Origin of the sequence: Trinickia terrae, assembly GCF_005144415.1 — a bacterium.
In the GTDB taxonomy this organism is placed as follows: domain Bacteria; phylum Pseudomonadota; class Gammaproteobacteria; order Burkholderiales; family Burkholderiaceae; genus Trinickia_A; species Trinickia_A terrae.
The window spans coordinates 35,720-60,990 of record NZ_SWJE01000025.1; the positions used below are offsets into that span (position 1 = coordinate 35,720).

The 25,271-nt window shown below is 66.8% G+C and carries 23 protein-coding genes; 10 read left to right on the plus strand and 13 right to left on the minus strand.

Going from position 1 to position 25,271, the window contains the following annotated elements:
* Positions 1–60: 60 nt before the first annotated feature.
* From FAZ69_RS31115 to FAZ69_RS31120, 3 genes are all read left to right on the plus strand, one after another.
* Positions 61–336 carry a hypothetical protein gene (locus FAZ69_RS31115; protein WP_136898981.1) on the plus strand — a complete coding sequence of 92 codons (276 nt, stop codon included), beginning with the start codon at positions 61–63 and terminating at the stop codon, positions 334–336.
* 789 nt (positions 337–1,125) lie between these two features.
* Positions 1,126–1,275 carry a hypothetical protein gene (locus FAZ69_RS33490; RefSeq protein WP_169708826.1) on the plus strand — a complete coding sequence of 50 codons (150 nt, stop codon included), beginning with the start codon at positions 1,126–1,128 and terminating at the stop codon, positions 1,273–1,275.
* A 103-nt stretch (positions 1,276–1,378) separates the two neighbouring features.
* Complete coding sequence (locus FAZ69_RS31120; RefSeq protein WP_136898984.1) at positions 1,379–3,037, plus strand: NRAMP family divalent metal transporter; 1,659 nt, start codon at positions 1,379–1,381, stop codon at positions 3,035–3,037.
* A 27-nt stretch (positions 3,038–3,064) separates the two neighbouring features.
* Here the strand turns inward: FAZ69_RS31120 and FAZ69_RS31125 are convergent, their stop codons facing one another.
* From FAZ69_RS31125 to FAZ69_RS31135, 3 genes are all read right to left on the minus strand, one after another.
* A complete protein-coding gene (locus tag FAZ69_RS31125) occupies positions 3,065–4,090 on the minus strand; it encodes a class I fructose-bisphosphate aldolase (RefSeq protein WP_136898986.1) in 1,026 nt (341 codons plus the stop codon).
* Positions 4,091–4,261: 171 nt separating this feature from the next.
* Positions 4,262–7,627 carry an ATP-binding protein gene (locus FAZ69_RS31130; protein WP_136898988.1) on the minus strand — a complete coding sequence of 1,122 codons (3,366 nt, stop codon included), beginning with the start codon at positions 7,625–7,627 and terminating at the stop codon, positions 4,262–4,264.
* Positions 7,628–7,726: 99 nt separating this feature from the next.
* Positions 7,727–8,377, minus strand: a complete 651-nt coding sequence (locus FAZ69_RS31135; RefSeq protein ID WP_169708827.1) for a response regulator — start codon at positions 8,375–8,377, stop codon at positions 7,727–7,729.
* Between the two features lie 571 nt (positions 8,378–8,948).
* Between FAZ69_RS31135 and FAZ69_RS33495 the strand changes: the two genes are divergently transcribed.
* The 3 genes from FAZ69_RS33495 (at position 8,949) to FAZ69_RS31145 (ending at position 10,012) form a co-directional block, all read left to right on the plus strand.
* Positions 8,949–9,110: a hypothetical protein gene (locus FAZ69_RS33495; RefSeq protein ID WP_169708828.1), complete on the plus strand. Its 162-nt coding sequence runs from the start codon at positions 8,949–8,951 to the stop codon at positions 9,108–9,110.
* 15 nt (positions 9,111–9,125) lie between these two features.
* On the plus strand, positions 9,126–9,566 hold the full coding sequence (locus tag FAZ69_RS31140) for a DoxX family protein (protein ID WP_136898992.1): 441 nt from the start codon (positions 9,126–9,128) through the stop codon (positions 9,564–9,566).
* A 92-nt stretch (positions 9,567–9,658) separates the two neighbouring features.
* The gene (locus FAZ69_RS31145; RefSeq protein ID WP_136898994.1) at positions 9,659–10,012 is read left to right on the plus strand and encodes a NirD/YgiW/YdeI family stress tolerance protein; all 354 of its coding nucleotides are present in this window, start codon (positions 9,659–9,661) and stop codon (positions 10,010–10,012) included.
* A gap of 126 nt (positions 10,013–10,138) precedes the next feature.
* On the opposite strand, the gene FAZ69_RS31150 is transcribed toward FAZ69_RS31145, so the two are convergent.
* Complete coding sequence (locus FAZ69_RS31150) at positions 10,139–11,050, minus strand: DMT family transporter (RefSeq protein WP_136898996.1); 912 nt, start codon at positions 11,048–11,050, stop codon at positions 10,139–10,141.
* A gap of 177 nt (positions 11,051–11,227) precedes the next feature.
* Between FAZ69_RS31150 and FAZ69_RS31155 the strand changes: the two genes are divergently transcribed.
* The 3 genes from FAZ69_RS31155 (at position 11,228) to FAZ69_RS31165 (ending at position 15,266) form a co-directional block, all read left to right on the plus strand.
* Positions 11,228–12,154: a helix-turn-helix domain-containing protein gene (locus FAZ69_RS31155; protein ID WP_500809261.1), complete on the plus strand. Its 927-nt coding sequence runs from the start codon at positions 11,228–11,230 to the stop codon at positions 12,152–12,154.
* A 288-nt stretch (positions 12,155–12,442) separates the two neighbouring features.
* Positions 12,443–13,474, plus strand: coding sequence for an ABC transporter substrate-binding protein (locus FAZ69_RS31160; protein ID WP_439654817.1), 1,032 nt, complete (start codon positions 12,443–12,445; stop codon positions 13,472–13,474).
* Positions 13,475–13,535: 61 nt separating this feature from the next.
* A complete protein-coding gene (locus tag FAZ69_RS31165; RefSeq protein WP_136899000.1) occupies positions 13,536–15,266 on the plus strand; it encodes a GMC family oxidoreductase in 1,731 nt (576 codons plus the stop codon).
* A gap of 24 nt (positions 15,267–15,290) precedes the next feature.
* Here the strand turns inward: FAZ69_RS31165 and FAZ69_RS31170 are convergent, their stop codons facing one another.
* The 5 genes from FAZ69_RS31170 to FAZ69_RS31190 form a co-directional block, all read right to left on the minus strand.
* The gene (locus FAZ69_RS31170) at positions 15,291–16,091 is read right to left on the minus strand and encodes an ABC transporter permease (RefSeq protein WP_136899051.1); all 801 of its coding nucleotides are present in this window, start codon (positions 16,089–16,091) and stop codon (positions 15,291–15,293) included.
* Positions 16,092–16,096: 5 nt separating this feature from the next.
* A complete protein-coding gene (locus FAZ69_RS31175) occupies positions 16,097–16,966 on the minus strand; it encodes an ABC transporter permease (RefSeq protein ID WP_240702542.1) in 870 nt (289 codons plus the stop codon).
* A 171-nt stretch (positions 16,967–17,137) separates the two neighbouring features.
* Positions 17,138–18,442, minus strand: a complete 1,305-nt coding sequence (locus FAZ69_RS31180; RefSeq protein WP_136899004.1) for an NAD(P)/FAD-dependent oxidoreductase — start codon at positions 18,440–18,442, stop codon at positions 17,138–17,140.
* A gap of 35 nt (positions 18,443–18,477) precedes the next feature.
* Positions 18,478–19,188 carry an HAD-IA family hydrolase gene (locus tag FAZ69_RS31185; protein WP_136899006.1) on the minus strand — a complete coding sequence of 237 codons (711 nt, stop codon included), beginning with the start codon at positions 19,186–19,188 and terminating at the stop codon, positions 18,478–18,480.
* Positions 19,189–19,266: 78 nt separating this feature from the next.
* On the minus strand, positions 19,267–20,343 hold the full coding sequence (locus FAZ69_RS31190; protein ID WP_136899008.1) for an ABC transporter ATP-binding protein: 1,077 nt from the start codon (positions 20,341–20,343) through the stop codon (positions 19,267–19,269).
* Positions 20,344–20,444: 101 nt separating this feature from the next.
* Between FAZ69_RS31190 and FAZ69_RS31195 the strand changes: the two genes are divergently transcribed.
* Positions 20,445–21,416: a LysR family transcriptional regulator gene (locus FAZ69_RS31195; protein WP_136899010.1), complete on the plus strand. Its 972-nt coding sequence runs from the start codon at positions 20,445–20,447 to the stop codon at positions 21,414–21,416.
* 648 nt (positions 21,417–22,064) lie between these two features.
* On the opposite strand, the gene FAZ69_RS31200 is transcribed toward FAZ69_RS31195, so the two are convergent.
* From FAZ69_RS31200 to FAZ69_RS31215, 4 genes are read right to left on the minus strand one after another with little or no spacing between them, the layout of a single operon-like run.
* Positions 22,065–22,382, minus strand: coding sequence for a helix-turn-helix domain-containing protein (locus FAZ69_RS31200; RefSeq protein WP_136899012.1), 318 nt, complete (start codon positions 22,380–22,382; stop codon positions 22,065–22,067).
* A 41-nt stretch (positions 22,383–22,423) separates the two neighbouring features.
* Positions 22,424–23,581 (minus strand): NAD(P)/FAD-dependent oxidoreductase, encoded by a 1,158-nt coding sequence (locus FAZ69_RS31205; protein ID WP_136899014.1) that lies wholly within the window; start codon positions 23,579–23,581, stop codon positions 22,424–22,426.
* Complete coding sequence (locus tag FAZ69_RS31210) at positions 23,578–24,957, minus strand: FAD/NAD(P)-dependent oxidoreductase (RefSeq protein ID WP_136899016.1); 1,380 nt, start codon at positions 24,955–24,957, stop codon at positions 23,578–23,580. The genes FAZ69_RS31205 and FAZ69_RS31210 overlap by 4 nt, the downstream gene beginning before the upstream one ends.
* Entirely contained in the window at positions 24,957–25,271 is a 315-nt protein-coding gene (locus tag FAZ69_RS31215; protein WP_136899018.1) for a (2Fe-2S)-binding protein, read from the minus strand. Before FAZ69_RS31215 ends, FAZ69_RS31210 begins: the two co-directional genes overlap by 1 nt.

Sequence of the window (25,271 nt, forward strand, 5' to 3'; positions counted from 1 at the left end):
TACGGGCCGGCCCTCGATGGGCCAGCCCAGCCCACTCCACCCGCAGCAGGACGAATCCGCATGGCAATGAAGAAAACCGACCTTGAGAAGAACAAGGCGCTGAAACTGACCCAATCGATGAAGCAGGCGCATTCCGAGCGCTTCGGCAAAGGCGCGGGCGACGTGCTCGACCGCCGCGAGCAGCGCAAGCTCGATCAGGCGAAAGGGCTCGTGCCGTTCGCCTGCAAGCTCGATGGCGAGCTCGTGGCCACGCTCAAGGAGCGCGCGGCCAGCCATCCCGAGGGCATGAACGGCCTGCTCGACGAGCTTCTACGGCAAGCGCTCGCGGCGAACTAACCGGCTCAGCCGAGGTGGCGCTCGGAGCGCCACCCTCCCGCCGCCCGGGCGGGCCTGCAGGAAAAATTGCTACGCAGTGCTTATTCGACTGGCGCCCCGCCTACAGACAGAAATGCGCAGACATGCAGAAGAATTTGCCGCCTACCCGCCATGTAATTGAATCGTAAGAAAATTTTCCTGCGATATGCGTTGACTTGGCTTATGGCGCATAACTAAAATTCAGTTGTTTTCACAAATGGGGCATATGCCTTGGACAGTTGCAGTAGTCGATCTTCGAACAGTTTCTCTGCCTGACAGGCACGACGCCCCGCGCTGATCCTTCTTTAGCCGCCGTCATGCCAGCAGGCAGACGGTGCGCATCGCAGTAGCTTCCGCAGTACTTCCTTCGTGCACCTCTTCGATTGATACGCCGTCTTCGCGACGTGTGCGCTTTCGCATATGCGCGCTCGATGGCTTGGCGCATCGAGCCGACAGGCTCGCGGCGCAGTTCGTTTACGCCTTTTCTAACGCCGGCAGCATGCGGCGCGAAACGGCGTGCGGTTCAACACATCCGTATTTCGCCGCGATCCGCAGTGAATCCGGAAGAAATCAAAGGAAATCACGATGCCCGACCCTGAACCTAGTCGCTCTTGCCATACCCGCGCACTCATGCGCCCCGCTTTTTGCTTCGCCTGACGGAAGGCCCGCATTCGTTCCTCCCCACACGTCCGATCGCCTCGATCCGTGTGAGCTGAAACCGCATCGGCCCACCCTCAGGCCCACGGTTTCAATGTTCTTGGAGGATTCATCATGCAATTCGCTCTGCTCGTATCGCAGCTTCCGCACGTCGACGAAGCCCGCACCCACTACGACGCGATGCTGACGCTCGAGCCCCGTTCGCACGTGACGACCCGCGTAGCCGCCGCGTTCTGGACCGCGCTCAAGAAGCTCGCCCGCTAACGACACTCAGGCAGCGCAGCCCGCCGCGCGGCGTCAATCGACTCCAGGCCGCAACGCGGGCTGCGCCACGACCGCATTCGCTCTACCCATAGGAAAACTAAAAATGTCCACACCTGCCAACGTCTCGCCGACGACGCGCAGCGCCGTGCTCGATGACGCCCACATCGGCGACATCCGCGGCGCCTTCGGCACGATCGCGCACCACGACACCGCGCCGCGCACCAACTGGTGGGCCCGCCTGCGCACGCTGCTCGCGATTCTCGGCCCGGGCCTGATCGTGATGGTCGGCGACAACGACGCCGGCGCGTTCGGCACCTACACGCAGGCCGGCCAGAACTACGGCACCACGCTGCTCTGGACCCTCGCGCTGCTGATCCCCGTGCTCTACGTGAACCAGGAGATGGTGCTGCGGCTTGGCGCGGTGACGGGCGTCGGTCACGCGCGCCTGATCTTCGAGCGCTTCGGCAAGTTCTGGGGCGCCTTCAGCGTCATCGACCTGTTCCTGCTCAACGCGCTCACGATTGTCACCGAGTTCATCGGCATCACCTTCGCGCTCGACTATCTGGGCGTGTCGAAGATCCTCGGCGTGTGCATCGCCGCCGTGCTGACCATGGCCGCGGTGAGCACCGGCAACTTCCGGCGCTTCGAACGCTTCGCGATCGTGCTGTGCCTGCTGAGCCTGCTGCTCGTGCCGGTCCTCGTGTCGATCCATCCGCCCGTCGGCGTCATCACGCGCGACTTCTTCATCCCGAGCTGGCCGGCGCACTCCAAGCTCTCCGACGTCATGCTGCTCGTGATCGGCATCGTCGGCACGACGGTGGCGCCGTGGCAGTTGTTCTTCCAGCAAAGCTACGTGATCGACAAGCGCATCACCCCGCGCTTCATGAAGTACGAAAAGGCCGACCTGTGGATCGGCATCGGCTTCGTGATCGTCGGCGCCGTCGCGATGATGGCCTTCTGCGCCGCGCTCTTCGCGGGACGCCCCGAGTTCGGCAACTTCACCGACGCGGGCGGCGTGATCGCCGGGCTGCACAAGTACGTCGGCCCGACCTCGGCGACGATCTTCGCCGTCGCGCTGCTCGACGCCTCGGTGATCGGCGCGGCCGCCGTGTCGCTCGCAACGGCCTATGCGATCGGCGACGTCTTCAAGATCCGCCACTCGCTGCATCGCAGCGTGCTGGACGCAAAGGGCTTCTACCTCGTCTACTTCGGCATCATCGCGCTCGCCGCCGCGCTCGTGCTGATGCCGGGCAGCCCGCTCGGCCTCCTGACCGAAGCCGTGCAGACGCTCGCCGGCGTGCTGCTGCCGAGCGCAACGGTGTTCCTGCTGCTCCTGTGCAACGACAAAGCCGTGCTCGGTCCGTGGGTGAACGGCAAGAAGCTGAACCTGTTCACGGGCGCCGTGATCTGGACGCTGGTCGTGCTGTCGATCATCCTGACCGCCGCCACCGTGTATCCGGACATCAGCGGCAAGGCGATCATGGAGATCCTCATCGGCGGGACGGTGCTCGCGATCGTCGGCTACGCGGCCACCGAAATCGTGCGCAAGACGCGCGGCGCGGCAGCCGCGAATGAAACGCCCGCATTGAACAAGGACGCGCTGAAGAAGGTCCGCGACACCTGGCGCATGCCGCCGCTCCACGAGCTGCCGAAGCCGAATCTCACGCTCGCGAAGCGGGTCTGGATGGGTGTGTTGCGCGCCTATCTGGTGATCGCCGTCGGGCTCGTGATCGTCAAGGTCGTGCAGATGGCCTGGCATTGAAATAACGCCATCTGCGTACTTCCGCTGTCACACGGCAGCGGCTTCCTGCGCGGCGTCGTACTGCCCCACGCTTGCCGCGCCGTTCAGCCGCGCGCGCTTCATCAGCGCGCTCTGCGCCGCGCCGATATTCGCCGCCTGTCCCTTCCAGGCCGCGAGCGGCGGCTCCTGCAACGCGCGTCCGTAAGAAAAACTCAGCGGCCAGGGACGCCGGCCGGTCCGGTTGATCGCGTCGAGATTCGCCGTGGCCTCCTCGGGCGTCTGTCCGCCCGACAAGAAGAAGATGCCCGCCACCGCAGCCGGTACGGTGCGCCCGAGCACGGCGACTGTCCGCGCGGCGATCTCGCCGCTCTGCACCTGCCGCGCGTGCTCCTTGCCCGCGACCACCATGCTCGGCTTGAGCAGCATGTGCTCGAGCGTCACCGCATGATGATGGAGCGCCGCGAACACCTCGTGCAGCACGGCCTCGGTCACTTGCGCGCAACGCTCGATCGAGTGATCGCCGTCCATCAGCACCTCCGGCTCGACGATCGGCACGACGCCGGCTTCCTGGCAAATCGCCGCATAGCGCGCGAGCGACGCGGCATTGGTTTCGATCGCAAGGCGGCTCGGCAGCATATCCGACACGTTGTACACCGCACGCCACTTCGCAAAACGCGCGCCTTGCTTCTTGTAGCCGTCGAGGCGCTTCGCCAAACCGTCGAGCCCCTCGGTGACTTCATCGCCGGGCGCAAGGGCGAGCGCGATCTTGCCCGCATCCACCTTGATCCCCGGCACCACGCCCTGACGCGCCGCCAGCGCCGGCAGCGGCGTCCCGTCGCCGGCGCTTTGGCCGAGCGTCTCTTCGTAGAGGATGACGCCGCTCACGAACTCGCCGAGGCCGGCGGTCGACAGCAGCAGGCTGCGCCACGCGCGGCGGTTCTCCTCGGTCGATTCGACGCCGATCGTCTTGAAACGCTTCGCGATGGTGGGACCGCTTTCGTCAGCGGCGAGCAAGCCCTTGCCGGGTTGGACGAGCGCGTCGATCGTGCTCTGGAGTTCGTCCCGAGTGCTCATGGTGTGGTCCTCCGTGGGAGTGGCCGGCGCGAAGCCTCGCTCGCGCGCAGGCAAACTTTTAGTCTGCGCGGCAAAGGCAGGATGCGCCAGCGCGCGATCGCGCCGAATGCGGTCGAGGCCTCGCAGTCCGATCAGCGAAGAGCAAGCCGGATGCCCGGCAGGCCTGGCCCGCTACGAAACCGCTTCGGTATTGCGGCGATAGCGCACGACGATCTGCGCCATCACGTCCCAGAACGCCATCACCTGCTCTTGAATCGCCGGCATGCCGTACGCCTCGACATCGCGGCGCATCGCGTCGCAGCAGGCGATGGCATCCCGCTCGTTCAGGACCAGCAGCGCCCCTTTCAGGCGATGCAGGCGGCTCAGGAACGCCGCAGCGTCCACGTTCGCCACTGCGTCGCGCAACGCGGCCTCGTCGTCGGGCCAAGTGGCGAGGAACACGCCTTGCATCTGCGCATTGGCCGGCGCGGCCGGCTGTGGCGCGAGCAACGCCGCGGCGCGCGGCGGCGATTGGCCAAGCACGCGTTCGAGCGCGGCGCGCAAGCGATCGATCATCACGGGCTTGTGCAGCACGTCGGCGAAACCGTCGGACTTGGCCCCGCGATCGTCGCCCGATCCGGCCGTATTGAGGATCACCGGCCAGTCGATCCCCTTCGCGCGCAATGCCGCGATCAGCTCGCGGCCATCCATGTACGGCATGCCGAGATCGGTCACGACCACGTCGTAGGACGCCGCGAGACAGCACTCGAGCGCGGCCTTGCCGTCGGTCACGCTGTCGACGTGGCCGTAGCCGAGCGCCGCCAGCTGATGCTCGAGCAGCGTGCGATTGAGCGGGTCGTCCTCGGCGACGAGAATCCGCGCTTCGCGATGCTCCGCCGCCGCAGGCGCGGGCGCGGCGATCGGGGCCCCGTCGAGCGCGTCGTCGGGCTTGCCGCAGGCGGAGAGCGCGAGCCGCAGCATCGGTGCGGACAGCGACGTGACGCGAATCGCGTCGTCGCGGCGCTCCGGATACAGCGGGCCGCCCGCCGACAGCACCACCGTGTCGACATAGAGCGGATGAATCTCCTGCCACGCATCGGGAATGAGGTCGTCGCGGCAGCCGAAGACGACGATCGACTGATCGTATTCCGGCTCGAGCGCGGTATCCTGCCGGGCCTCCACGATCCGCACGCCGGGAAACCAGTGCTTGATGCGCGCAGCGAGCGTGTCCTGCCAGGCAGGCCGCTCGCACGCGATGACGACGGTATCGAACGCGACTTCCGTCAGCGCGCGGGGCACCTCTTCGTCGTTGCGCTCGCGCACGAGCGGCAAATCCACGGTGAACACCGCCCCCTCGCCGTCGATGCTCTCGACGAAGATCCGGCCGCCCATCAGGTCGGTGAGCCGCCTGCACAGCGACAGCCCGAGCCCGGTGCCGCCGTAGCGGCTCGCGATCGAGCGGTCTGCCTGCGCGAACGGCTCGAAGATGCGCTCCTGCTGCGCTGCGGGAATGCCGATGCCGGAATCCGCGACCGACAATCTCACCCATGCCCGATTGCCCGTCGCCTCGCGCAGCTCGGCGCGCAGCGCGATGGTCCCCGTCTCGGTGAACTTTCGCGCATTGCCGAGCAGGTTCATCAGAATCTGGGCGATGCGATGTCCGTCGCCGCTCCAGGTGCCCGCGAGACGCGGATCGATCAAGCACAGGAAGTGCAGCCCCTTGCCGGTGATGACGGGCGCAAACGTCTGGGCGCAGCGCTCGAGCACGTCCTCAAGACGAAACGGCTCGAAGTGCAGTTGCAACTCCTGCGCTTCCACTTTCGACAGATCAAGCACGTCGTTGACGAGCGCGAGCAGGGCGTCGAACGCGCGGCGTACGGCCGTCACGCGCTCTTTCTGCATCGGCGTCAGGTCGGCCATCGCGAGCAGCTCGAGATTGCCGAGCGCGCCGTGCAGCGGCGTGCGGATCTCGTGGCTCATCGTCGCGACGAAGACCGACTTGGCCTCGTTGGCCTCGTCGGCGGCGCGCCGCGCCTGCTGCAAGAGGCGCTGCGTCGCCTTCTGGCGGCTGATGTCGGTCAAGCCGAACAGCACCACTTCGCGCTGCTGGTAGCGTGCGCGCGAAAACGCAGCCGAGATCTCGCGCCGCTTGCCGTCCGCGCTCGCCACCGACGCCTCGGCAACCCGCACGCCCTGCGCCGTCTCGGCGGCCTCGGCCACGTCGTCGTATGGCGACGAGCCGGTCTTGCGCTTGCGCGAGCGGCCGCCGAGCAGCCGCTGGTAGAAGCCGCCTTCGTCGGGCGAGGCGGCGAGCAGCGACTCGGCGATCTCGTTCTGCATGACGATGCCGCCAGTGTGCGGATCGAACACGGTCAGCCCGACCGGCGCCGTGTTCAGCACCGTGCGGCTGAACGCCTCGCTTTCGTACACCTGCCGCGCACGCGAACGCAGCGGCGCGAGTACGGCGCGGTCGAGCATCACGATGAAGGCCCAGAGGATGGCCAGCACGACCACCATCAGCGTGGCCATCAGGAGCAGCTGGTCGTGCAGGTCGGCGAGAATCTTGCGCCAGTCGAACGCGTAGACGGCGATCCAGTCCGGCCCTGGAACGCGCTGGATCACGAAGAAGCTCAAGCCCTTGCGCACGATCTGCACGCGCGCGTCGGCGCTCTCGAACAGCTTGGTCGCCGACAGCACCGCACGCGTCCATTGCGCTTCGCGCGGATTCGCATCGCTCAAGCCGAACAGGTGCTTCCGGTCGCGCGAGACAACGAAGAAGTCCGGATCGTGGCCGCTCGACTGGAATAGCTGGCCAAACTGCGTGAACGGAATCGTGACGACCATCACCGCGACTCGCCGGTCGCCGCGGTAGATCGGCACGGCGTAGTGCGTGACGAGCGCGCCGTACATCGGGGAATCGTAGAGCGCGACCCAGAAGATGCGCTGCTCGCGCAACTGGCGGTCCGTGTACTTGGCGAGCTCCGCTTCGACTTGCGCCGTATAGCGGGCCACGAGCGGCTCGGCGCCACCCGTGCGCGCCGTGGCGAGCACCCGGTCGGGCAGCGGCGGCCAGGTTGCGAGGAAACGGTGATCCTCGGTGAACATGAAGCCGCCCAGGTAATAGCCGGCGTCGCGCAACCGCAGGACCGGCGACGGCGAGATCTCGCGGATGAGCCGCAGCAGGACCGCGAGCCTGGCTTCGTCATCGGGCTGCGTGAGCGTCGAGAGCACCGAGAACGGCGAGACCGTCACGTCCGGCCCCGTCGTGACCGCGCCGTGGTCCTTCTCGAGCTCGAAGCGGTAGCGGCTCGCGGGAACGTCGTCGTGGTCGTGCAGGTTCCATAGCAGCTCGTACGCCTCGACCGTCTGCTTCAGGCGCGCCTGATAACGGTCCACCGATGCCTGGACCAGGTCCCGCTGGTAGAGAAAGACATGCTGCCGCTCGACGAAGTACTGCTCGAAGAGGTGCTCGACTCCGGTCAGCCCCGCCCCCAGGATCGACAGCGTGACGACGACTCCGCCGCCGTACAGGAGCGCGCGATAGTAGCGGCCCGGCAAATCAGGACTGCTTCCCGCCGCGCGCTGCATTCGCTCGCGCAATCTTGCAAGAGGTTGCCGCCACAGTCCGCTGACCATCCGCCTATCTCATAGGGCCGTTCAATAGAGTTGCTTGAACGCGTTGACGAGTTCGATGTCGTTGCTCGCGCCGAGCTTGATCATCGCCTTGCTTTTTTGCGTGCTGATCGTTTTCAGGCTGCGGTTCGTATGCTTGGCGATGTCGGTGACCGACATGTTCGACGCAAACATGCGCACCACTTCCATTTCCCGCGCGGTGAGCTGCGCCGAGGCCTGCGCGCGCGAGGTGTCCTCGCTGTCGAGCATGCGCTGGACCACCATCTTCGAGGTATGCGAATCGATATAGCGCTCGCCCCGCATCACGCGTTCGATCACTTCCGGCAGCGCATGGAAATCGCGGCTCGACTTGCTGACGAAGCCCGCCACGCGCAGGCTCATGATGCGCCGCACGACAGCGAGGCTGTCGTTCACGGTGAGCACTACGATCTTCAAGCCGGGATACAGCCCGCGGACGCGCTCGAGCAACTGCATGCCGTCCGGCTCGATGTCGCCGGCAAACGAATAGTCGCAAATCAGGATATCGCACGGCTTCGTCTGCAACGTCTCGAGCAATTCGGAAATGGACGCCGCAGCCGCGACGAGCCGAATGTCCGGGCGTCCCTCCAACACCTTGCCGATGCCCATGGCGACGACCGGATGATCGTCCGCGACGACGACATTCGTCTTGCGCAACGAATCCTTGGCGGTCGCATCGTCGGACGCGAAGCGCCCGGGTTCTTGTCTTGATATGCTGTCTATCATCTCATCAACCACTCGCGAATAAATGCCCGGCCAAGAAACACCCTCGCGCAATATTGAGACAATTCTAGCCCAATACCTTTGGCATGCGGTCGATTATTCCTGCCGTATTTGCTCGGTCGCAAGGCGCTACGATTAAAACTGTTTGCGCCGCTGCGGATAAAAAATCGCGAACTTGCGCGATTGCGTTGCCGGAAAAACTCCTCCGGCTTTTGGGATAGCCGGGCAACGGAGCAAATGGAGCGTCGCGGGCGAATGCGGATCGACTGAATCGGCCCATTACACGCTCCGGCTTCGTTGCCTCTACTGCATGTTGCCTCAACTTGCCCCCCCAGAAGGCAAGCGCGTCCGCAACGCAATTTCGCTTTGATGTGATGCGGATCGGCTAACTAAAATCGTAATTTACCCGCCTCACCGTTAAATTAAATAGGAATAATCCTATTTCCAATTGAGACATCAATCCGCAGAATTGGCTCGTCGCCTGGAGAGCGCCTGGAAGCAACCAATGAAGGGGCGTTGGCTGAAGCCGCCACGAGCATCCCTTGAAGGAAACGGCAAATATGAGTTTACCGCCACCGAGAGATATCTTTCAAAGGCATTGGCAGCAGGATTTCGCAAACTCCCTTTTGAAACCGATGCCGTAAAAAAGCGCGACGGGCAATTCTGAAACCTCGGAAATATCATGAATCCAAAAGATATTCATTTGTTTTTGATACGGATTTATATCGGTATCGACTTCTCTCACCATTTCGCCGAGAAATTCGGCCTGCTCGGGCCCCAGGCCTTCGACAACGTCGTTGCGTACTTTCACAGCGTCGGCTTCCCTACCGTCTTCGTGATCATCGCCGGCCTGTGCGAATTCGCCGCGTTCATCGGCTTCACGTTCGGGCTGTTCACGCGCGTGGCGGCCGTCGGCGCCGCACTCTACCTCGTCGTCTCGCTGTTCTCTGGTCATCACGAGCAGTTCGGCTTCACCTGGGCCAATCCGGGCGGCGGATGGGAGTACCCCGCGCTGTGGGCGTTCGTCTGCTTGTCGTACGTGCTGACGGGCGGCGGCCGCTGGTCGGTCGACGCCTGGCTGCGCAAGCGGCTGCCGGGGCACGCGCGATTGCTCAGCGTGTGACCCCGGTCAAGCCCGCGTCGCGCCCTGCTGGTCAACGTAGTGCCGGTGCGCCTCGCGCGCCGTCTTCAACCCTGTCACCAAGGAGATTCACGATGAAACGCGTTCTTACTGCAGCCGCACTTTGCTTCGTCTGCGCGGCAGCCAGCGCTCAATATGCAGGCCCGAATGCCGCAACGGCCGTCACGAGCGTCAAGGCGCTGCACGAGCATGCCCGCGACGATCAGTACGTCACGCTGCAAGGCCGCATCGTGTCGAAAATCGGTGGCGACGATTATCTGTTCGCCGACGACACCGGCCAGGTCAAGGTCGAAATCGAGCCGCACCTGTTTCCCGCCGGCCGTCCCATCGACGACAAGACGCGCGTGCGCATCACCGGCAAATTCGACAAGGAATGGGTGAGCAAGCACTCGGAGATCGAGGTCGATCAACTGACGGTTCTGGACTGATGCCGCGCGAAGCGGCGGCATAGAACGCCGCCGGACGCCCCGAAACGCACATGGCCTCACGCGCGACTTCGCGTGAGGCCATGTCGTTTTTGCAGCGCGGGCGCCGCCGCGGCGCTTCCAGCGCGTTCACTCCAGCGCGCGCCGCCCCCCGATCCGCGAGGCGAACACGCGTTTCGCCAGGTCGAACGCAACCAGGTTCCCCACGACCACGAGCATCAATCCCAACACGGCCAGCGCGGACCATCGGTAGCCCTCGAACACGGTCGATACGGCCAGCGCGACGATCGGAAACAGCACCGTGCAGTACGCGGCCCGCTCGGGCCCGATTCGCCCCACCAGCATCAGGTATGCGGTAAAGCCGATCACCGAGCCGGGCACCGCGAGGTACGCGAGCGCGCCGAGATAGCGCACGGAAAGCTCGGGCTCGAACGGCAGCCCCGCGAGCAGGCTGCCGACGGTCAGCACTGCCGCGCCGATCAGCATCGCCCAGCTGTTCGTGACGATCGGGTGCAAGCCCATCGACTGCATCCGGCTCGACAGCAGGTTGCCCGCGGAGAACGACATGGTCCCCATGAACGCAACGGCGAGGCCGAGCCACATCGCCTCGTCGCCCGCATGGCCGGCCATCTGCTGCGCGAACAGGCAGCCGATGCCCGCGAGCCCGAGCAAGGCGCCGGCGATCGCGCTCGCACGCAGCGGACGCCCCATGAACAGGCGGCCGTTGATCGAATTGAGCAGCGGCGCGGTCGAGAAGACCACGGCGACGAGGCCGCTCGGAACGATCCGCTCGGCATAGTAGAAGCACAGGAAGTTCACGCAGAAAAGCGTGAGGGCTTGCGCCGCCAGCAGCGGCCAGGCCGCGCGCGGCGGCAGGATCGGGCGGCGCATCGCGCGCAGCAGCGCGAACAGCACGAACGCGGCGCACCAGAAGCGCAGCGCGATCGACACCGGCGGCGCGACGACGCCGAGTTGCCATTTGATCGCGATCCAGGTGGTCCCCCAGATCAGCACGGTAACGACATAGAGCATCAGGTTCATGAGTCGAATGGGCGAGAAGGCGCGCGAAAGCCGCGCGATAGGCCGACTATGCGATCGGCGCGGCGCCGGTTCTTGTCCATCCTTGCGCTTTTATCCGGCTTGGCTATCCCCGCCCGGACGCAGGCCCCGTGCGGCCTCTATACTCAGGCCATCGTGCCACTCATTGCATCCACACCCGTGACGGTCTGCCCACCCGCCTCCACCACGCTCGACGCACACGCCGGCGCCTCTTTCGGCGTGCAGTCCGTCTGCCGCACGCTCGCCGACGCCAACGCGACGCTCGAGCGCTTCGCGTGGCTCGGCGACCAGCTCGCGATCGCGGTCTGGACGCGCGATATCGACGTGGCCGAGACCGCCTACGACCATCCCGGGCATCACACGCTCTCGTGCTACATCGACGGCGGCTACCGGACCGAGCGCCAGAAGATTCCAGGCCGCTTCGGCGCGCCGCAGCGGCTCTGCGCGCTGCCGGGCGACCACGAATCGCGCTGGTGGGTGCGCGGCCACATGCACTTCCTGCATCTGTATTTCCTGCCCGAGCATTTCACGCGCCGCGCGGTGCTCGAGCTCGATCGCGAGCCGCGCGAGCTGACGCTCGCCGACCGCACCTACTTCGAGGACCCGCGCATCGCCGCGCTGTGCCAATCGCTCGCGCAGCTGCCGTGGGACGGCATCGACGAACGCCTGCGCGCCAACGAAATCTCCCATGAAGTGCTGAGCCTTTTGCTGCGCGGCCAGTCGGTGCGCCGCGAGAACGCGGTCATCAAGGGCGGGCTCGCGGTATCGACGCGGCGCCGCCTGCGCGATTACATCGACGCCAACCTGACCGAAACGCTGACGCTCGGCGAGCTGTCCAACGTCGCGTGCCTGTCGGAGTTTCATCTGGCGCGCATGTTCCGGACGTCGTTCGGCATGCCGCCGCATGCCTGGATTGCGCAGCAGCGCATCGACCGCGCGCGCGGCCTGCTGCGAGCCACGGCGCTGCCGCTGGAGCAAGTCGCCGCGCTGTGCGGCTTCGCGAACGGCAGCCACTTCAGCCATCGCTTCCGCGCGGCCGCCGGCGCGAGCCCGCTCGCTTACCGGCGGGCGATGACGCCTGCCTGACTCGTCTCCCCTCGCTTCCATACCATTGGGCCATGACATCACGTTATGGCCGCTCCAACAATTCGTGCGTTGCCATTCCCTAAATGGCTTCGTATATTTTTTTCAAGCCCGCTGCCACTTGTCGCCGTCTTGCTGCACTGCCGCGCGCCGCGCTTGAGTCTTGCCTGACCGTCCAGCACGCCAGCCATTACATTTTGCGCGGCCGATCGGACGCCGCCGTGCGTCCCGGGCGCCAAGGGCCTTTTTGTCCACGTCAACTCGACCATCAGGACCGCCGCCGTGAAACCCATCCTCCGCCCCATCGTCTTGTCCGTCACGCTCGCCCTCGCCGGCACGAACGCGGCGCTCGCCGAAGGCAAGATCACCTTCGTGTCGCAAGGCGGCGTCTATCAGGAAGCGCAGACGAAGGCCATTCTCGATCCCGCCGCCAAAGCGCTCGGCATCACGATCAACCAGGACAGCGCCCCGGACGCGTGGCCGCAGATCAAGGCACAGGGCGCCGCCGGCAAGCCGATCTGGGACGTGGTCGACACGCCGACGTCGAACTGCCTGCGCGGCGGCCACGACGGCCTGCTCGAAAAGCTCGACTTCTCGAAGATGCCGAACGCCGCGGCGATGCCGGAGCAATACCGCACGCCGTATTCGGTCGCCTACGAGTTCTATTCGACGGTGATCGCCTACAACAAGAAGACACTCAAGAAGGTCCCCAGCAGCTGGGCCGACTTCTGGAACGTCAAGGACTTCCCGGGCCAGCGCGCCTTGCGCAACGACCCGCAGACAGTGCTCGAAGCCGCCCTGCTCGCCGATGGCGTGCCGCGCGACAGGGTCTATCCGCTCGACGTCGACCGCGCGTTCAAGAAGCTCGCGCAGATCAAGCCCGACATCGCGGTGTGGTGGACCTCGGGCGGCCAGGCGGCGCAATTGCTGCACGACGGCGAAGTCGACATGGAGATGATCTGGAACGGCCGCGCGAGCGCCGTCATGAAGGACAACCCGGACATCGCCTTCACGTACAACGACGGCATCCTGCAGAACACACAGCTGTGCATCCTGAAGAACGCGCCGAACCTGAGCACCGCGGTGCAGTTCGTCAACACGGCGGTCTCGCCCGAGCTGCAGGCGAACCTGCCGCTCTATATCGACTACGGTCCCGGCAACCCGGCCGCCTACAAGACCGGCAAGATATCGTCCCAGCGCGCCGCGCAACTGCCGAGCTCCCCGCAGAACGCGACCAGGCAGGTGCTGATGCAGGAGGAATGGTGGGCGTCGCCGGCCGGCATCGATGCGAAGGCGCGCTGGCTGAAGTTCATGCAGCAGTGAGCCCAAGGAAGCCGCGCGTTGCGCGCGCGGCCAATCTTCTTCCCGCAGCCTTCATCGCGACGTGATCGACTACCTCATCCTCGGCGGCGGATCGGCAGGATGCGTGCTGGCGGCCCGCCTCTCCGAAGAGGCCGGCAAAACCGTATGCCTCGTCGAAGCCGGACGCGACATCTCGCGCGCGACGATGCCGGACGCCATTCGCAGCCGCTACCCGGGCCGCGCCTATCTCGACACGAACAACATCTGGAAGCGCCTCGCCGCGCGCATGAGCGCCATCGCGCCGCCGCGGCGCTATGAGCAGGCGCGCATCCTCGGCGGCGGCTCGGCGATCAACGCGCTGATGGCCAACCGCGGCGCACCCGCCGATTACGACGAGTGGGAAGCGCTCGGCGCGCGCGGGTGGAGCTGGGCGGCATGCCTGCCGTACTTCCGCAAGCTCGAAAGCGACTGCGACTTCGACGGCGAGCTGCACGGCCAGGCGGGACCGGTGCGGATACGCCGCACGGAACGGCCGCGCATTTCGCCGTTCGTGCGATCCGTGCTCGACGCGCTCGAGCGGCTCGGCCATCCGCACCGAGCCGACCAGAACGGGCCGTGGGAGGACGGCACGTTCATCGGCGCAATCGCCGTCAGCGAAGCGGGCGAGCGGATTCCGACCTCGGTCGCCTACCTCACCGGCGCGGTTCGCCAGCGCGCGAACCTCAGCCTGCGCACGGGCGTGCTCGTCGAGCGCGTGCTGTGCGACGGCGCGCGCGCCGCCGGTGCGCGCCTCGTCCTGCCGGACGGCCGGCGCGAAGACGTGCGCGCGAAGCAGGTGATCGTCTGCGCCGGCGCGATCCACAGCCCGGCGATCCTGTTGCGCAGCGGCATCGGGCCGGCCCGGGACCTGGACGCGCTCGGCATTCCCGTCGTGGCCGACGTCCCCGGCGTCGGCGGCAACCTGATGGAGCATCCGTCGATTGCCGTCTCCGCGTTCCTGCCGAAAGCGGCGCGCACGCCGTTTCCCGCCGAGCATCACGAGCAGGCGATCGTGCGCTTCTCGTCGCGTCTGCCGGACACCGCGCCGGGCGACATGCACGGCGCGATCCTGTCTCGCTCGGGCTGGCATTCGATCGGCTACCGCCTCGGGACGATCTTCTTCTGGGTCAACAAATCGTATTCGCGCGGCCGGCTCACGCTCGCCTCGACCGATCCGTCCGACGAACCCGTCGTCGAGTTCGACATGCTGTCCGATCCGCGCGATCTCGCAAGGCTCAAGGAGGCGGTTCGCTTCGGCGCGCAAACGCTGCGCGCGATTCCCGCGCTGACACAACATGACGGCGCCGTCTTTCCGTCGAGCTATTCGCCGCGCGTCGCCAAGGTGGCCGTACCGGGCCTCGCCAACGCGCTCCAGCGCGGGCTCTTGAGCGCGCTGCTCGATATCGCCGGCCCGTTGCGCGGATGGCTGATCCGAACCGTCGTCACACAGGGTGTGACGCTCGAGCGCCTGCTCGCCGACGATGAAGCGCTGACGCATTTCGTGCGACGCTCGGTCGGCTGCACCTGGCACGCGTCGGGCACCTGCCGGATGGGCGCGGCCGGCGACCCGCTCGCGGTCGCCGACGCGAGCGGCGCCGTGCGCGGCGTGACGGGCCTGCGGGTCTGCGACGCATCGCTGATGCCGTCGATTCCGTGCGCGAACACCAACGTCCCGACGATCATGATCGCCGAGCGCATCGCCGACATGATCCGCGCCGAAGCGGGCGCCGGCCTCGAAGCCGGCCAGGCGCAGCAGCAGCAGCAGCAGCAGTAAGCGCGAGCCTGGCGCAACCCACGCTCAAGCCCGCACCGCCGCCCCCTTCGACTTCCGGCTCACCGCCACCACCAGGATCAGGCACAGTGTCAGCGCGGTCAGCATCGTGCTGACCGCCGCGATCGTCGGATCGATCTCGTCGCGCAGCGTGACGAACATCCGCTTGGTGAGCGTCTGGTTGTCGCCGCCCGAGATGAAGAGCGCGACCACCGTTTCGTCGAGCGCCTGAATGAACACGAACACCGCGCCTGCGATCACGCTCGACTTGATCTGCGGCAGCGTCACCGTCATGAAGCTGCGCAAACGGTTCATGCCGAGGCTGCGCGCGACCATCTCCTGGGTCGGATCGAAGGTCCGCAGGTCCGCGCCGACCGAGATCAGCACGTAAGGCAGCCCGAGCATCGTATCGGCGACGATGAGGCCCGGCAGGCTGTTGACGACGCCGGTCTTCGCATAGACGAAGAACACGCCGACCGCGACGATGATGATCGGCACCATCAGCGGCAGCATCAGCAGCGTGCGCAGGCGGCGCATGAAGCGGTGCTTGCCGTTCTGGATCGCGTAGGCCGCAGCGATGCCGAGCGGCGTCGCGAAGAGCGTCGCGAACGCCGACACGGTGAACGATGTCTTCGCCGCCTCGATCCACTCGGGGTTGCCGAAGAACGAGCCGTACCAGCGCAGCGAATAGGCGGGCGGCGGGAACGTCATGAAGCGCGTGTCGGAGAACGAGATCGGCACGACGATCAGCACCGGCAGCATCAGGAACGCGAGGATCAGGACGACTGCCGCGCCGAGCGCGATGCGTCCGAACGGGATCGGCTTCATGCTGTTCATTTCGCCCCCAGGGTCTTTTCGAGCGGCACGAAGCGGCTCGCGAGATAGAAGACCGCGAACACGCAGACGAGCAGCACGAGGCTCACCGAGCTCGCCGCGCCCCAGCTGTTGTAGATCTCGACGTTGCGGCTCACCACCATCGATACCATGATCGACTTGCCGCCGCCCATCAGCTCCGGCGTGATGTAGAAGCCGAGGCACAGCACGAAGACGAGCGTGACGCCAGCGAGCACGCCGCTCATGGAGAGCGGCAGGAACACGCGCAGGAACACGTGCGAAGGCGAGCCGCCGAGGCTCGCACCCGCTTGCATCAGGTTCGCCGGGATCTTCTGCATCGCCGAGTAGAGCGGCAGCACCATGAACGGCAGCAGGATGTGCACCATCGCGATGACGGTGCCGAGCTGGTTGTAGGCGAGCTGCAGCGGCGTATCGACGATGCCGAGCGACATCAGCGTCTTGTTGACGAGGCCCGTGCGCTGCAGCAGCACGAGCCAGGCGTAGGTACGCACGAGCACGCTGGTCCAGAACGGCAGCACCACCATCCCGAGAATCAGCGAGCCGGCTCGCGGCGAGCACGACGCCGCGAAGTACGCGACCGGATAGCCGAGCAGCAGCGTCACTCCCGTGACGATGAAGCTCAGCTTGAACGTCAGCAGGAACGTGTCGAGGTAGGTGCCGGTGAAGATGCGCCGGTAGTTCGCGAGCGTGAAGACGCCGTCGTGATAGACCGACTGCCACGACAGCCAGCCGAGCGGCACGATCAAGAGCACGACGATCACGGCAAGCGCGGGCGCCAGCAGGAACAGCATCTTGCGATCCTCGCGCCGCTGATATTGCGCCGCGTGATCGGGCGCGACAGCGTGCATCGAAGCCCATCCATGTAAAGGCCGGTTGATTGTCGGCATCATGCCTCCCGTGTCGGCCAGAGTTAGCGCCTTAGCGCTTACTCTGGCCCCATGCAAAGCCGAGGGCCGCCCCAAGGGAGGCATGGGCCCCCTCCGGGGGCAGCGAACGATAGTGAGCGTGGGGGTGGTTCATCATGCCCCCATCGCGTCGAGGATCTTGTACCACGCGGCGACGACGCGTACGCCCGGCGCGCGCAGCGAATGAAACGGCACGGGCTTGAGCCCGCGTTGCGCGAGGAGCGCGAGCTCGGGCTTCTCGCCGAGCGCGAGCGCCGCCGCGTGCTGGCCGAGCAGGCTCGCCATCGCGACGCCCGCGCCGTTGTAGCCGAGGCAGAAGGTCGTGCGCTCGTCGCTGCGGCCGACGCGCGGCAACGCGTTGAACGTCATGCCGACGTAGCCGGACCAGCCGTACTCGACGCGCACGCCGGCCAGCTCGGGAAAGAGCGCCACCATCGCGCGCCGCAGCGCGTCGAGGCCCGCGGTCTGTCCTTCCTTGCCGAACGCGTCGCGGCCGCCGAACAGCATGCGGCCATCGACCTTGCGAAACCATTTCATCATGCGCCGCGTTTCGGTGTAACTGCGGCGCTCGACCATCAGCTTCGCGTCGAGCTCGGCGGGCAGCCGCTCGGTCGCGATCATCGCGCTGCGGAACGGCACGAGCTCGCGCGTGAACGGCGAGGTCGCCGCCGTGAGATTCGAGTAGGCATTGGTCGCGACGATCACCTGGTTCGCGCGCACGGTGCCGCGCGAAGTGCGCAGCATGACGCCCCAGTGGCCCGGGGCGCGGTGCATGTCGAGCACAGGCGACGATTCGTAGATCTCGGCGCCGCGCCTCACCAGCCCGGCCGCGAGCCCGCGCACGTATTCGAGCGGCAGGATGGTGCCCGCGTCCGCGCTCAGCACGCCGCCGACGAAGCCGTTCGAGCCGGTCTCGCGCGTGACTTCGGCGCGCGACTGCACGGTCATCGAGCGGTCGCCGAGCGCCGTGCGCACCCAGTCGGCCTCGGACTTGATGCTCTCCAACGCACGTTCCGTATGCGCGCAACGCAGGCTGCCCGTGTGCTCGAACTGCGCGCGGCCGATGTCGAACTCGTCGATCAGCTGCTCGACGGCGCGCACGCCGTCATGGGCGAGCCTGTGCATCGTCTTCGCCGTATCGAGGCCGTGCAGCCGCGCGATCAGCGGAAACGACAAGCGGAACTTCGACGACACCACGCCGCCGTTGCGCCCGCTCGCGCCCCAGCCGATCTCGCCCGCGTCGAGCACGATCGAGCCGATACCGCGCTTTTGCAGCGCATAGGCAGCGGCGAGGCCCGTGTAGCCCGCGCCGACGATCGCGACCTCGGTCACGAGGTCGCGATCGAGCGGCGCGCCCATGCTGACCCTCTGCTCCAGCGGGCCGGCCATCGCTCTCCACAGTGACGGCGCGTCTTGCATCGCTCGTCGTCTCCTTTGTTATCGCCGGCCCAGGCCTACGCCGCGCGCGTTTCGGCTTCGACCGCGTCGGCCAGCGCGCCGAGCGTCGCGAACGTGAAGGTCGGCGCCGTCACCGCCTCGGGCGTCGGCGTCGCACCAAAGCCTTTCAGGCCCTGGCGGCGCTCGATCCAGCAGGTCGCGTAGCCGAGCTGCGTCGCCACGCCGATGTCGTGGTACTGGCTCTGCGCCGTGTGCAGGATCTCGCGGAACTTGTAGCCGAACGCCGACTGGCGCCCGGCGTTGTAGGCGAAGAAGCGCGGATCGGGCTTGGCAACGCCGGTCTCGTCGCAGCAGACGCTGTCGTCGAACGGATCGCCGAGCGTGTGCGCGTAGGCGGACAGCGCGACGCGGTCGGCGTTCGTCATCGCCACGAGACGGAAATGCTTGCGCAGGCGCTTCAAGGCGTCGACCGAGTCCTTGAACGCCGGCCAGTCGAGCACGTCGCGCTGGAAGGCTGCGGCGCTCGTATCGTCGGCGGGCAGGTCGAGCTCCTTCGCGAGCGACTTGTAGACGTCCGCCATTGCCCGGCTCGAGCGGCCCGGGAACGCCGCGCGGCCGCGCATGTAGGGCTCGAAGATCTGGTCGTCGGCGAGGTTTTTGGCGGCCGCGCCGCCCAGGCGCCGCACCGAGGCGAGCAGGCCGGTTTCGAAATCGATCAGCGTGCCCACCACGTCGAACGTCAGAACCTTGAAGTCAGTCAGTTTCATCTTTAGTGATCCTATGAGTTGAATCAGGAGTTTCGATGGAAGAATCAGCGCCCGCTTCATGGCAGGCATCGCGGAAATTCATGCGGGAACCACAATCGTGTCGTGCGGATCGAGCACCACGGTCATTTCGCCGCCGGGCTCCGGGATGCGCAGGCGCGCATCCCGGCTGCCCGGCTGGCGCAGGCTGATCGCGGTGCCGTCGGCGAGCGTCGCGAACACGCGCAGGCTTTCGCCCTGGTAGAGCACATCGGTGACGCGGCACGCGAGGCGGTTCACGTGCGCCGCGTGCTGACCGCCGTCGATCACGAGCTTTTCGGTCTGCACCGCGAGCAGCAGGTTCTCGCCGCGCGGCAGCGGCTGCGTCGAGCGCAGCACGGTATCGCCCAGGCGCACGGCATCGTCGCCCGCGCGCGCGACGCGCAACAGCGTCGCCTCGCCGATGAAGCTCGCGACGAACGCGTCGGCAGGACGGTCGTAGAGGCGCTCGGGCGTATCGATCTGCACGAGCCGGCCGCTCTTCATCACGGCGACGCGGTCGCTCATCGTGAGCGCCTCGCGCTGGTCGTGCGTCACGTAGACGATCGTCGCGCCGAGCTTGCGATGCAGGCGCCGCAGCTCGATCTGCATCGTCTCGCGCAGTTGCTTGTCGAGCGCGGAAAGGGGCTCGTCCATCAGGATCAGCTGCGGCTCGAACACCATCGCGCGGGCGAGCGCGACGCGCTGGCGCTGCCCGCCCGAGAGCTGCGAGATATGGCGATGCTCGTAGCCCGAGAGCTCGACCATCGCGAGCGCGTCGGCGACCTTCTGCGCCCAGCCCGCTTTCGGCTGGCGGCGCGCGCGCAGCGGAAACGCCACGTTCTGGCCGACCGTCATGTGCGGAAACAGCGCGTAGTTCTGAAAGACGATGCCGATGTCGCGCTTGTGCGGCGGCGCGTAGGTAATGTCGCGCTCGCCGACCCACACGCTCCCCGAGCTCGGCTGCACGAAGCCGCCGAGGATGCCGAGCAGCGTCGTCTTGCCCGAGCCCGACGGCCCGAGCAGCGACACGAATTCGCCCGGCGCGATGTCGAGGGACACGTCGTCGAGCGCGACGACGGCGTCATAACGTTTGCTTGCCGAGCGGATCGATACGCCGGTTTTTGCTCTCGCATCCATTGCCCGTCTTCCTCTCGAAAAACACTGGGATGTGTCCAATATAGGCGGCGAGGTTTTTGACGGCAATTCCCGAATTGTTGGATTGGGCATAACATCAAGTCATGCCCAATCTCCGCCGAAAACTTCCGAGCGCGAACGCGCTGTTCGTCTTCGAGGCCGCCGCGCGCTGCGGCAACTTCACGCGCGCGGCCGAGGAGCTTTACGTCAGCCAGCCCGCCGTGAGCCGCATGCTTGCGCGGATGGAGGACCGGCTCGGCGTGCGCCTGTTCGAGCGCGTGCACGGCGGCATCGAGTTGACCGAGAGCGGCAGGCTCCTCTATCGCAGGATCTCCGAAGGCTTCGCCGGCATCGAGGATGCAATCCGCGAGATCGAGGCGCGCAAGACCGGCGTCGAAGCGGTCTCGCTGTCGGTGTCGACGGCGTTCACCACGCATTGGCTGATGCCGCGGCTCAATCGGTTGAACCAGGCGTTTCCGTCAGTCGATTTGCGCTTTCAGCTGATTTCCGGGCGGCTCGGCGGGCCGCTCGTCGACGTCGATCTCGGCATGCGCTTCGTGAAGGACGACGACATCGACGAGCACTGCCGCCTCGTGATGCCCGAGACGCTGCTGCCCGTCTGCAACGCGCGCTATCACGAAGCCTTGCTCGCGGATGCGGGCGGCGATCACGGCGACACCGTGATCGTGATGGACGACGAGGAGCGCGGCTGGCACGAGCGCTTTGCCGCGTTCGCCGAACACCGGCGGCGCGCAGCGAGCATGCTGAGCTTCAACGACTACGCGATCGTCGTGCAGGCGGCGCTGCTCGGCCAGGGCGTCGCGCTGGGATGGCTTTCCGTGGTGTCGCATTGGCTCGCGCAAGGGGCCTTGCTGCCTGCCGAACAGGAACTGATCGTGACGAACCGGCGCTGCGTGCTGATGACGCCGGCCAATCGCCCGGAGCGGCCGATCGTCTCCGAAGTCCGCGACTGGATCATCGCGGAGACGCACCGCGACATGCTCACCGTCGATCGGATCTATCCGGATCTCGGGCTGCGCGATGCGATGAAGCGGGCGGGGATGGCGCTGGGGTAGGGCGTGGGCGCCGATTCGTGGCGCGGAGTTGGTGTTGTGTTGTGTTGTGTTGTGCTGTTCGCCAAGGTTTTCGCGAAAACTTTGATTTCGCGTCGGTCCGTATAGTCCGTCCCTCCCCGGGACCGGGGTCACTTTTGTCCTTGCCAAAAGTAACCAAAAGCGCGTCCTCGGCGGACAGCCTCGGCCGAAGCGCACTCAGTCCTGTTGGCGGTAGCGTTCTGGGGGCTACCGTTACCGCTCGCCGTACGTCCCGTTCGCACGCGGCACGGAATGGCTCCGCGACGAAGCAAATGGAGGACATCGGTTTGGCCGCGCCCCACGTTGCCTGCGATTTGATGTGAGCGCGAGCGCATGCGCCGCATCCAAGACAAGCGCCTTCGGGCTTGGCCTGACCATCAGTATTGGTTTGATTCGACTCTGCGTAATTCAGTGCCGCGTGCTAACGGGACGTACGGCGAGCGATAGCAGTAGCCCCCAGAACGCTACCGCCAACAGCACTGCGTGCCTCCGGGACAGGCCGTCCGCCTAGGACGCGCTTTTGGTTACTTTTGGCAAGGACAAAAGTGACCCCGGTCCCGGGAAGGGACGGACTATACGGACCGCCGCGAATTCAAAGTTTTCACGTAAGCCTTGGCAAACGACACAACATCAGCGCCCCGCAAGATAAGCACTCGGCGTCACCCCGAGCGCGCGCTTGAAATGCCGCCCCAGATGGCTCTGGTCGAAGAAACCGACCTCGGTCGCCACGACCGACGGCGGCAGGCCGCCGCGCAACAGCCGCTGAGCATGCCGCACGCGCACGAGGCACACGTAGCGATGCGGCGAGATCCCCACCTGCGCGCGAAACAGCGCGGCGAAGCGCGACACGCTCAGCTCCGCCGCCGCGGCGAGCATCGCGAGCGAGACCGGCTGGGCGAACGAGGTCTCGATGAACGCGATGGCCTTCTGGATCGGTTCGGTCAGCATGAGATCGGCTCCCCTCCCGCAGCGCGCTGCCTGAGCCCGCCCTACGCCGCCTGCGGCGCCGCGCTCGCCACCGATGCCGCGAAGCGCCGGATGTCGAACGGTTCGAGCGGCGTGCTCGTCGCACCCGTGTCGATCAGCTCGGCCATCACGTCGCCGACGCCCGGCCCGAGCTGGAAGCCGTGTCCGCAGAAGCCGAACGCGTAGTAGAGCCCGTTCACCTTGCCGCTCGCGCCCATGATCGGACGGTCGTCGGGCATGTAGCCTTCGATGCCGCTCCAGACGCGGATGATGTTGAGCCGCGCGAGCGCCGGCGCGACGCGCTGGAGCTGGCGGAACTGCAAGAGCGTGTTCTGCGGCAACACATAGGCGCGCCGCACGTCGGGATACGCGGGACCGCGCGCGCAGCCGCCGAGCACGATGTTGCCGCGCGCGACCTGCCGGAAGTACACGACCTCCTCCATCAGCGGCGACGACACGCCGACCACCGGCTTCAAGCTGTAGCGGACCGGCTCGGTCACGGCCATCTGCGGACCGTGGACGGCGATCGGCACCGGCTCGCCGAATTGCTCGGAGAGCAGGCTCCCCCACGCGCCCGCCGTGATCAGCAGCACGGGGGCATGAAACACGCGGCCGTCGGTGCTGGTCGCGCGGAACTCAGCGCCCTCTTTCTCGACGGCGGCGATCTCCGTGTTCTCGAAGATCTGCGCGCCGAGGCGCGCGGCGGCCCGGCCGAACGCGGGTCCGGCGAGACGCGGATTCGCATGGCCGTCCTTGGCCGAATACGATCCGGCCAGCACCTCGGGACCGAGGAACGGAAAGCGCGAGCGCATCTCGTCGCCGCGCACGATGTCGAGCATGAGGCCGTAGTGGCCCGCTTCCTTCGCGTAGGTCTCGAGCATGTCGGCCTGCTCCTCGCGATAACAGACGCGGATATGCCCCGACGGCAGGAATTCCACGTCGTGGCCGATCAGCTCCGGCAGCCTGCCCCAGATCTCGCGCGAGCGGTTCGCAAGCGGCAGTTGCGGCAGGAAGCGCCCCTGACGGCGCACGTTGCCGAAGTTGGTGCCGCTCGCCTGCTGGCCGATCAGCCCGCGCTCGAGCAGGATCACCGAGCGGCCGCGGCGCCGCAAGAAGAACGCGGTGGCGGCGCCCATGATTCCGCCGCCGACGACGATGACGTCCGCTTGCGTCCGGGTCATTCCACATCCTCCACGGTAGCGACGGGAAGCGGCTTGACGGGCCCTTGCCCGCGCAGCCGGCCGACTTGTTCGAGCGGCACGTGCGCGGCGGCGGCGATGATCTCCGCGCCGGCATGGCCGCAGTAGCGCCCCTGGCAGCGGCCCATGCCGACCCGGCTCAGCGCCTTCGCGCGATTGGCTTCGCGCGCACCTTCGTCTTGCACCACGCGGCGCAGCTCGCCTGCGGTGATGCCTTCGCAGCGGCAGACGATCGTGTCGTCGGCAAGGCGCGCCGCCTGCTCCGCAGGCCACGGGAACGCCTGCGCGAGCCCGAGCCGGAAGCGGTCCATCCTCCGCTGCTCGCGCATCAGCGGCTCGAGCCGGGCGGGATCGATCGCGTGCCCCAGGTCGGCCAGCGCCGCGCAGGCCGCGAGACGCCCCGCCAGCTCCGCGCCGTCCGCGCCGAGCACGCGCGCGCCGTCGCCCGCGAGGTAGACGCCCGGCACCGAGCTACGGCCGAGCTCGTCGATCTGCGGCAGCCACTGGCGCGTGTCCGCGTCGAAATGGAACGCGCAGCGCGCGAGGTCGGCGAGCTGCGTCTCGGGGCGCAGGTGGTAGCCGAGACCGACCGCGTCGCAGGCGATCTGCTGCTCGTGGCCGGATGCGTCGCGATAGTGGATGCCGCGCACGCCGTCGGCATCGGTGCCGACGATCGCGAGCGGCTCGATCCCGTTCTCGATCCGCACGCCCGCGCGCTTCAGCGACGACACCAGCGCCGCGCCCTTCTTGAGCACGTCGAGCCGCGCGAGGAGCTTGGGCAGCGCGCGCAGCCGCGCGCCGCGCGGCGAGGTGTCGAGCACCGCGGCCACTTGCGCGCCCGCGTTCACGTACTGGCTCGCGACGAGATACAGGAGCGGCCCCGAGCCCATGAACACCACCTTGCGGCCGATCGCGCAGGCCTGCGACTTCAGCGCGATCTGCGCGGCGCCGAGGCTGTAGGTGCCGGCGTACTGCCAGCCCTTCACCGGCATCAGGCGATCGGTCGCGCCGGAGCAGACGATCAGCGCGTCATAGGGCAGCGCGCGCGAATGGCCGTCATGCAGCACGTGCAGCTTGCCTTCGGCGACGTTCCACGCGAGCGTGTCGGGGCGGTAGTCGAGCCGCTCGCGCAGGCGCTCGAAGGTGAGGTGGAGGTCTTCGGCGCGTCCTGCTTCGGTGCCGTAGAGCAACGCGCTCGGCCGCGAGAACGTCTCGGGCTGCCGGCGATAGATCTGCCCGCCGTCGCGGCGGCCTTCGTCGACGACGATCGGCGCGATGCCGGCCGCGAGCAGCGTCTCGGCGCAGCGCACGCCTGCGGGTCCTGCGCCGACGATGATGACGCGGGGTTGAGCTGTCATCATGCCTCCCAGGGAACCGGCGCAAGGACGTCCGGCTGCGTCGTCACGATCCGCATCCCATCGCTTGCCGCCGTCGTGCAGGCGCGCAGCCGCTCGCCGCCGGCGGTCCAGACCCAGCAGTCCTGACAGGCGCCCATCATGCAAAAGCCCGCGCGCACCTCGCCGCCGAACTCCGACTGGCGCACGTGGCCGACCGAGCACAGCATCGCGACCAGCAGCGTGTCGCCTTCGAGCGCGTCGACGTCCTTGCCGTCGATGCGCAGCTTCACCGTCTTGCGCCCGGTCTCGCCCAGGCGGATGAATCGTCCGGTCAT

What these genes read in the sequence shown, in the direction of transcription:
- FAZ69_RS31115 (WP_136898981.1), top strand. Translation starts at nt 61, where the DNA reads ATGGCAATGAAGAAAACCGACCTTGAGAAGAACAAGGCGCTGAAACTG.
- FAZ69_RS33490 (WP_169708826.1), top strand. Translation starts at nt 1,126, where the DNA reads ATGCAATTCGCTCTGCTCGTATCGCAGCTTCCGCACGTCGACGAAGCC.
- FAZ69_RS31120 (WP_136898984.1), top strand. Translation starts at nt 1,379, where the DNA reads ATGTCCACACCTGCCAACGTCTCGCCGACGACGCGCAGCGCCGTGCTC.
- FAZ69_RS31125 (WP_136898986.1), bottom strand. Translation starts at nt 4,090, where the DNA reads ATGAGCACTCGGGACGAACTCCAGAGCACGATCGACGCGCTCGTCCAA.
- FAZ69_RS33495 (WP_169708828.1), top strand. Translation starts at nt 8,949, where the DNA reads ATGAAGGGGCGTTGGCTGAAGCCGCCACGAGCATCCCTTGAAGGAAAC.
- FAZ69_RS31140 (WP_136898992.1), top strand. Translation starts at nt 9,126, where the DNA reads ATGAATCCAAAAGATATTCATTTGTTTTTGATACGGATTTATATCGGT.
- FAZ69_RS31145 (WP_136898994.1), top strand. Translation starts at nt 9,659, where the DNA reads ATGAAACGCGTTCTTACTGCAGCCGCACTTTGCTTCGTCTGCGCGGCA.
- FAZ69_RS31150 (WP_136898996.1), bottom strand. Translation starts at nt 11,050, where the DNA reads ATGAACCTGATGCTCTATGTCGTTACCGTGCTGATCTGGGGGACCACC.
- FAZ69_RS31170 (WP_136899051.1), bottom strand. Translation starts at nt 16,091, where the DNA reads ATGAAGCCGATCCCGTTCGGACGCATCGCGCTCGGCGCGGCAGTCGTC.
- FAZ69_RS31175 (WP_240702542.1), bottom strand. Translation starts at nt 16,966, where the DNA reads ATGCACGCTGTCGCGCCCGATCACGCGGCGCAATATCAGCGGCGCGAG.
- FAZ69_RS31180 (WP_136899004.1), bottom strand. Translation starts at nt 18,442, where the DNA reads ATGCAAGACGCGCCGTCACTGTGGAGAGCGATGGCCGGCCCGCTGGAG.
- FAZ69_RS31185 (WP_136899006.1), bottom strand. Translation starts at nt 19,188, where the DNA reads ATGAAACTGACTGACTTCAAGGTTCTGACGTTCGACGTGGTGGGCACG.
- FAZ69_RS31190 (WP_136899008.1), bottom strand. Translation starts at nt 20,343, where the DNA reads ATGGATGCGAGAGCAAAAACCGGCGTATCGATCCGCTCGGCAAGCAAA.
- FAZ69_RS31195 (WP_136899010.1), top strand. Translation starts at nt 20,445, where the DNA reads ATGCCCAATCTCCGCCGAAAACTTCCGAGCGCGAACGCGCTGTTCGTC.
- FAZ69_RS31200 (WP_136899012.1), bottom strand. Translation starts at nt 22,382, where the DNA reads ATGCTGACCGAACCGATCCAGAAGGCCATCGCGTTCATCGAGACCTCG.
- FAZ69_RS31205 (WP_136899014.1), bottom strand. Translation starts at nt 23,581, where the DNA reads ATGACCCGGACGCAAGCGGACGTCATCGTCGTCGGCGGCGGAATCATG.
- FAZ69_RS31210 (WP_136899016.1), bottom strand. Translation starts at nt 24,957, where the DNA reads ATGACAGCTCAACCCCGCGTCATCATCGTCGGCGCAGGACCCGCAGGC.
- FAZ69_RS31215 (WP_136899018.1), bottom strand. Translation starts at nt 25,271, where the DNA reads ATGACCGGACGATTCATCCGCCTGGGCGAGACCGGGCGCAAGACGGTG.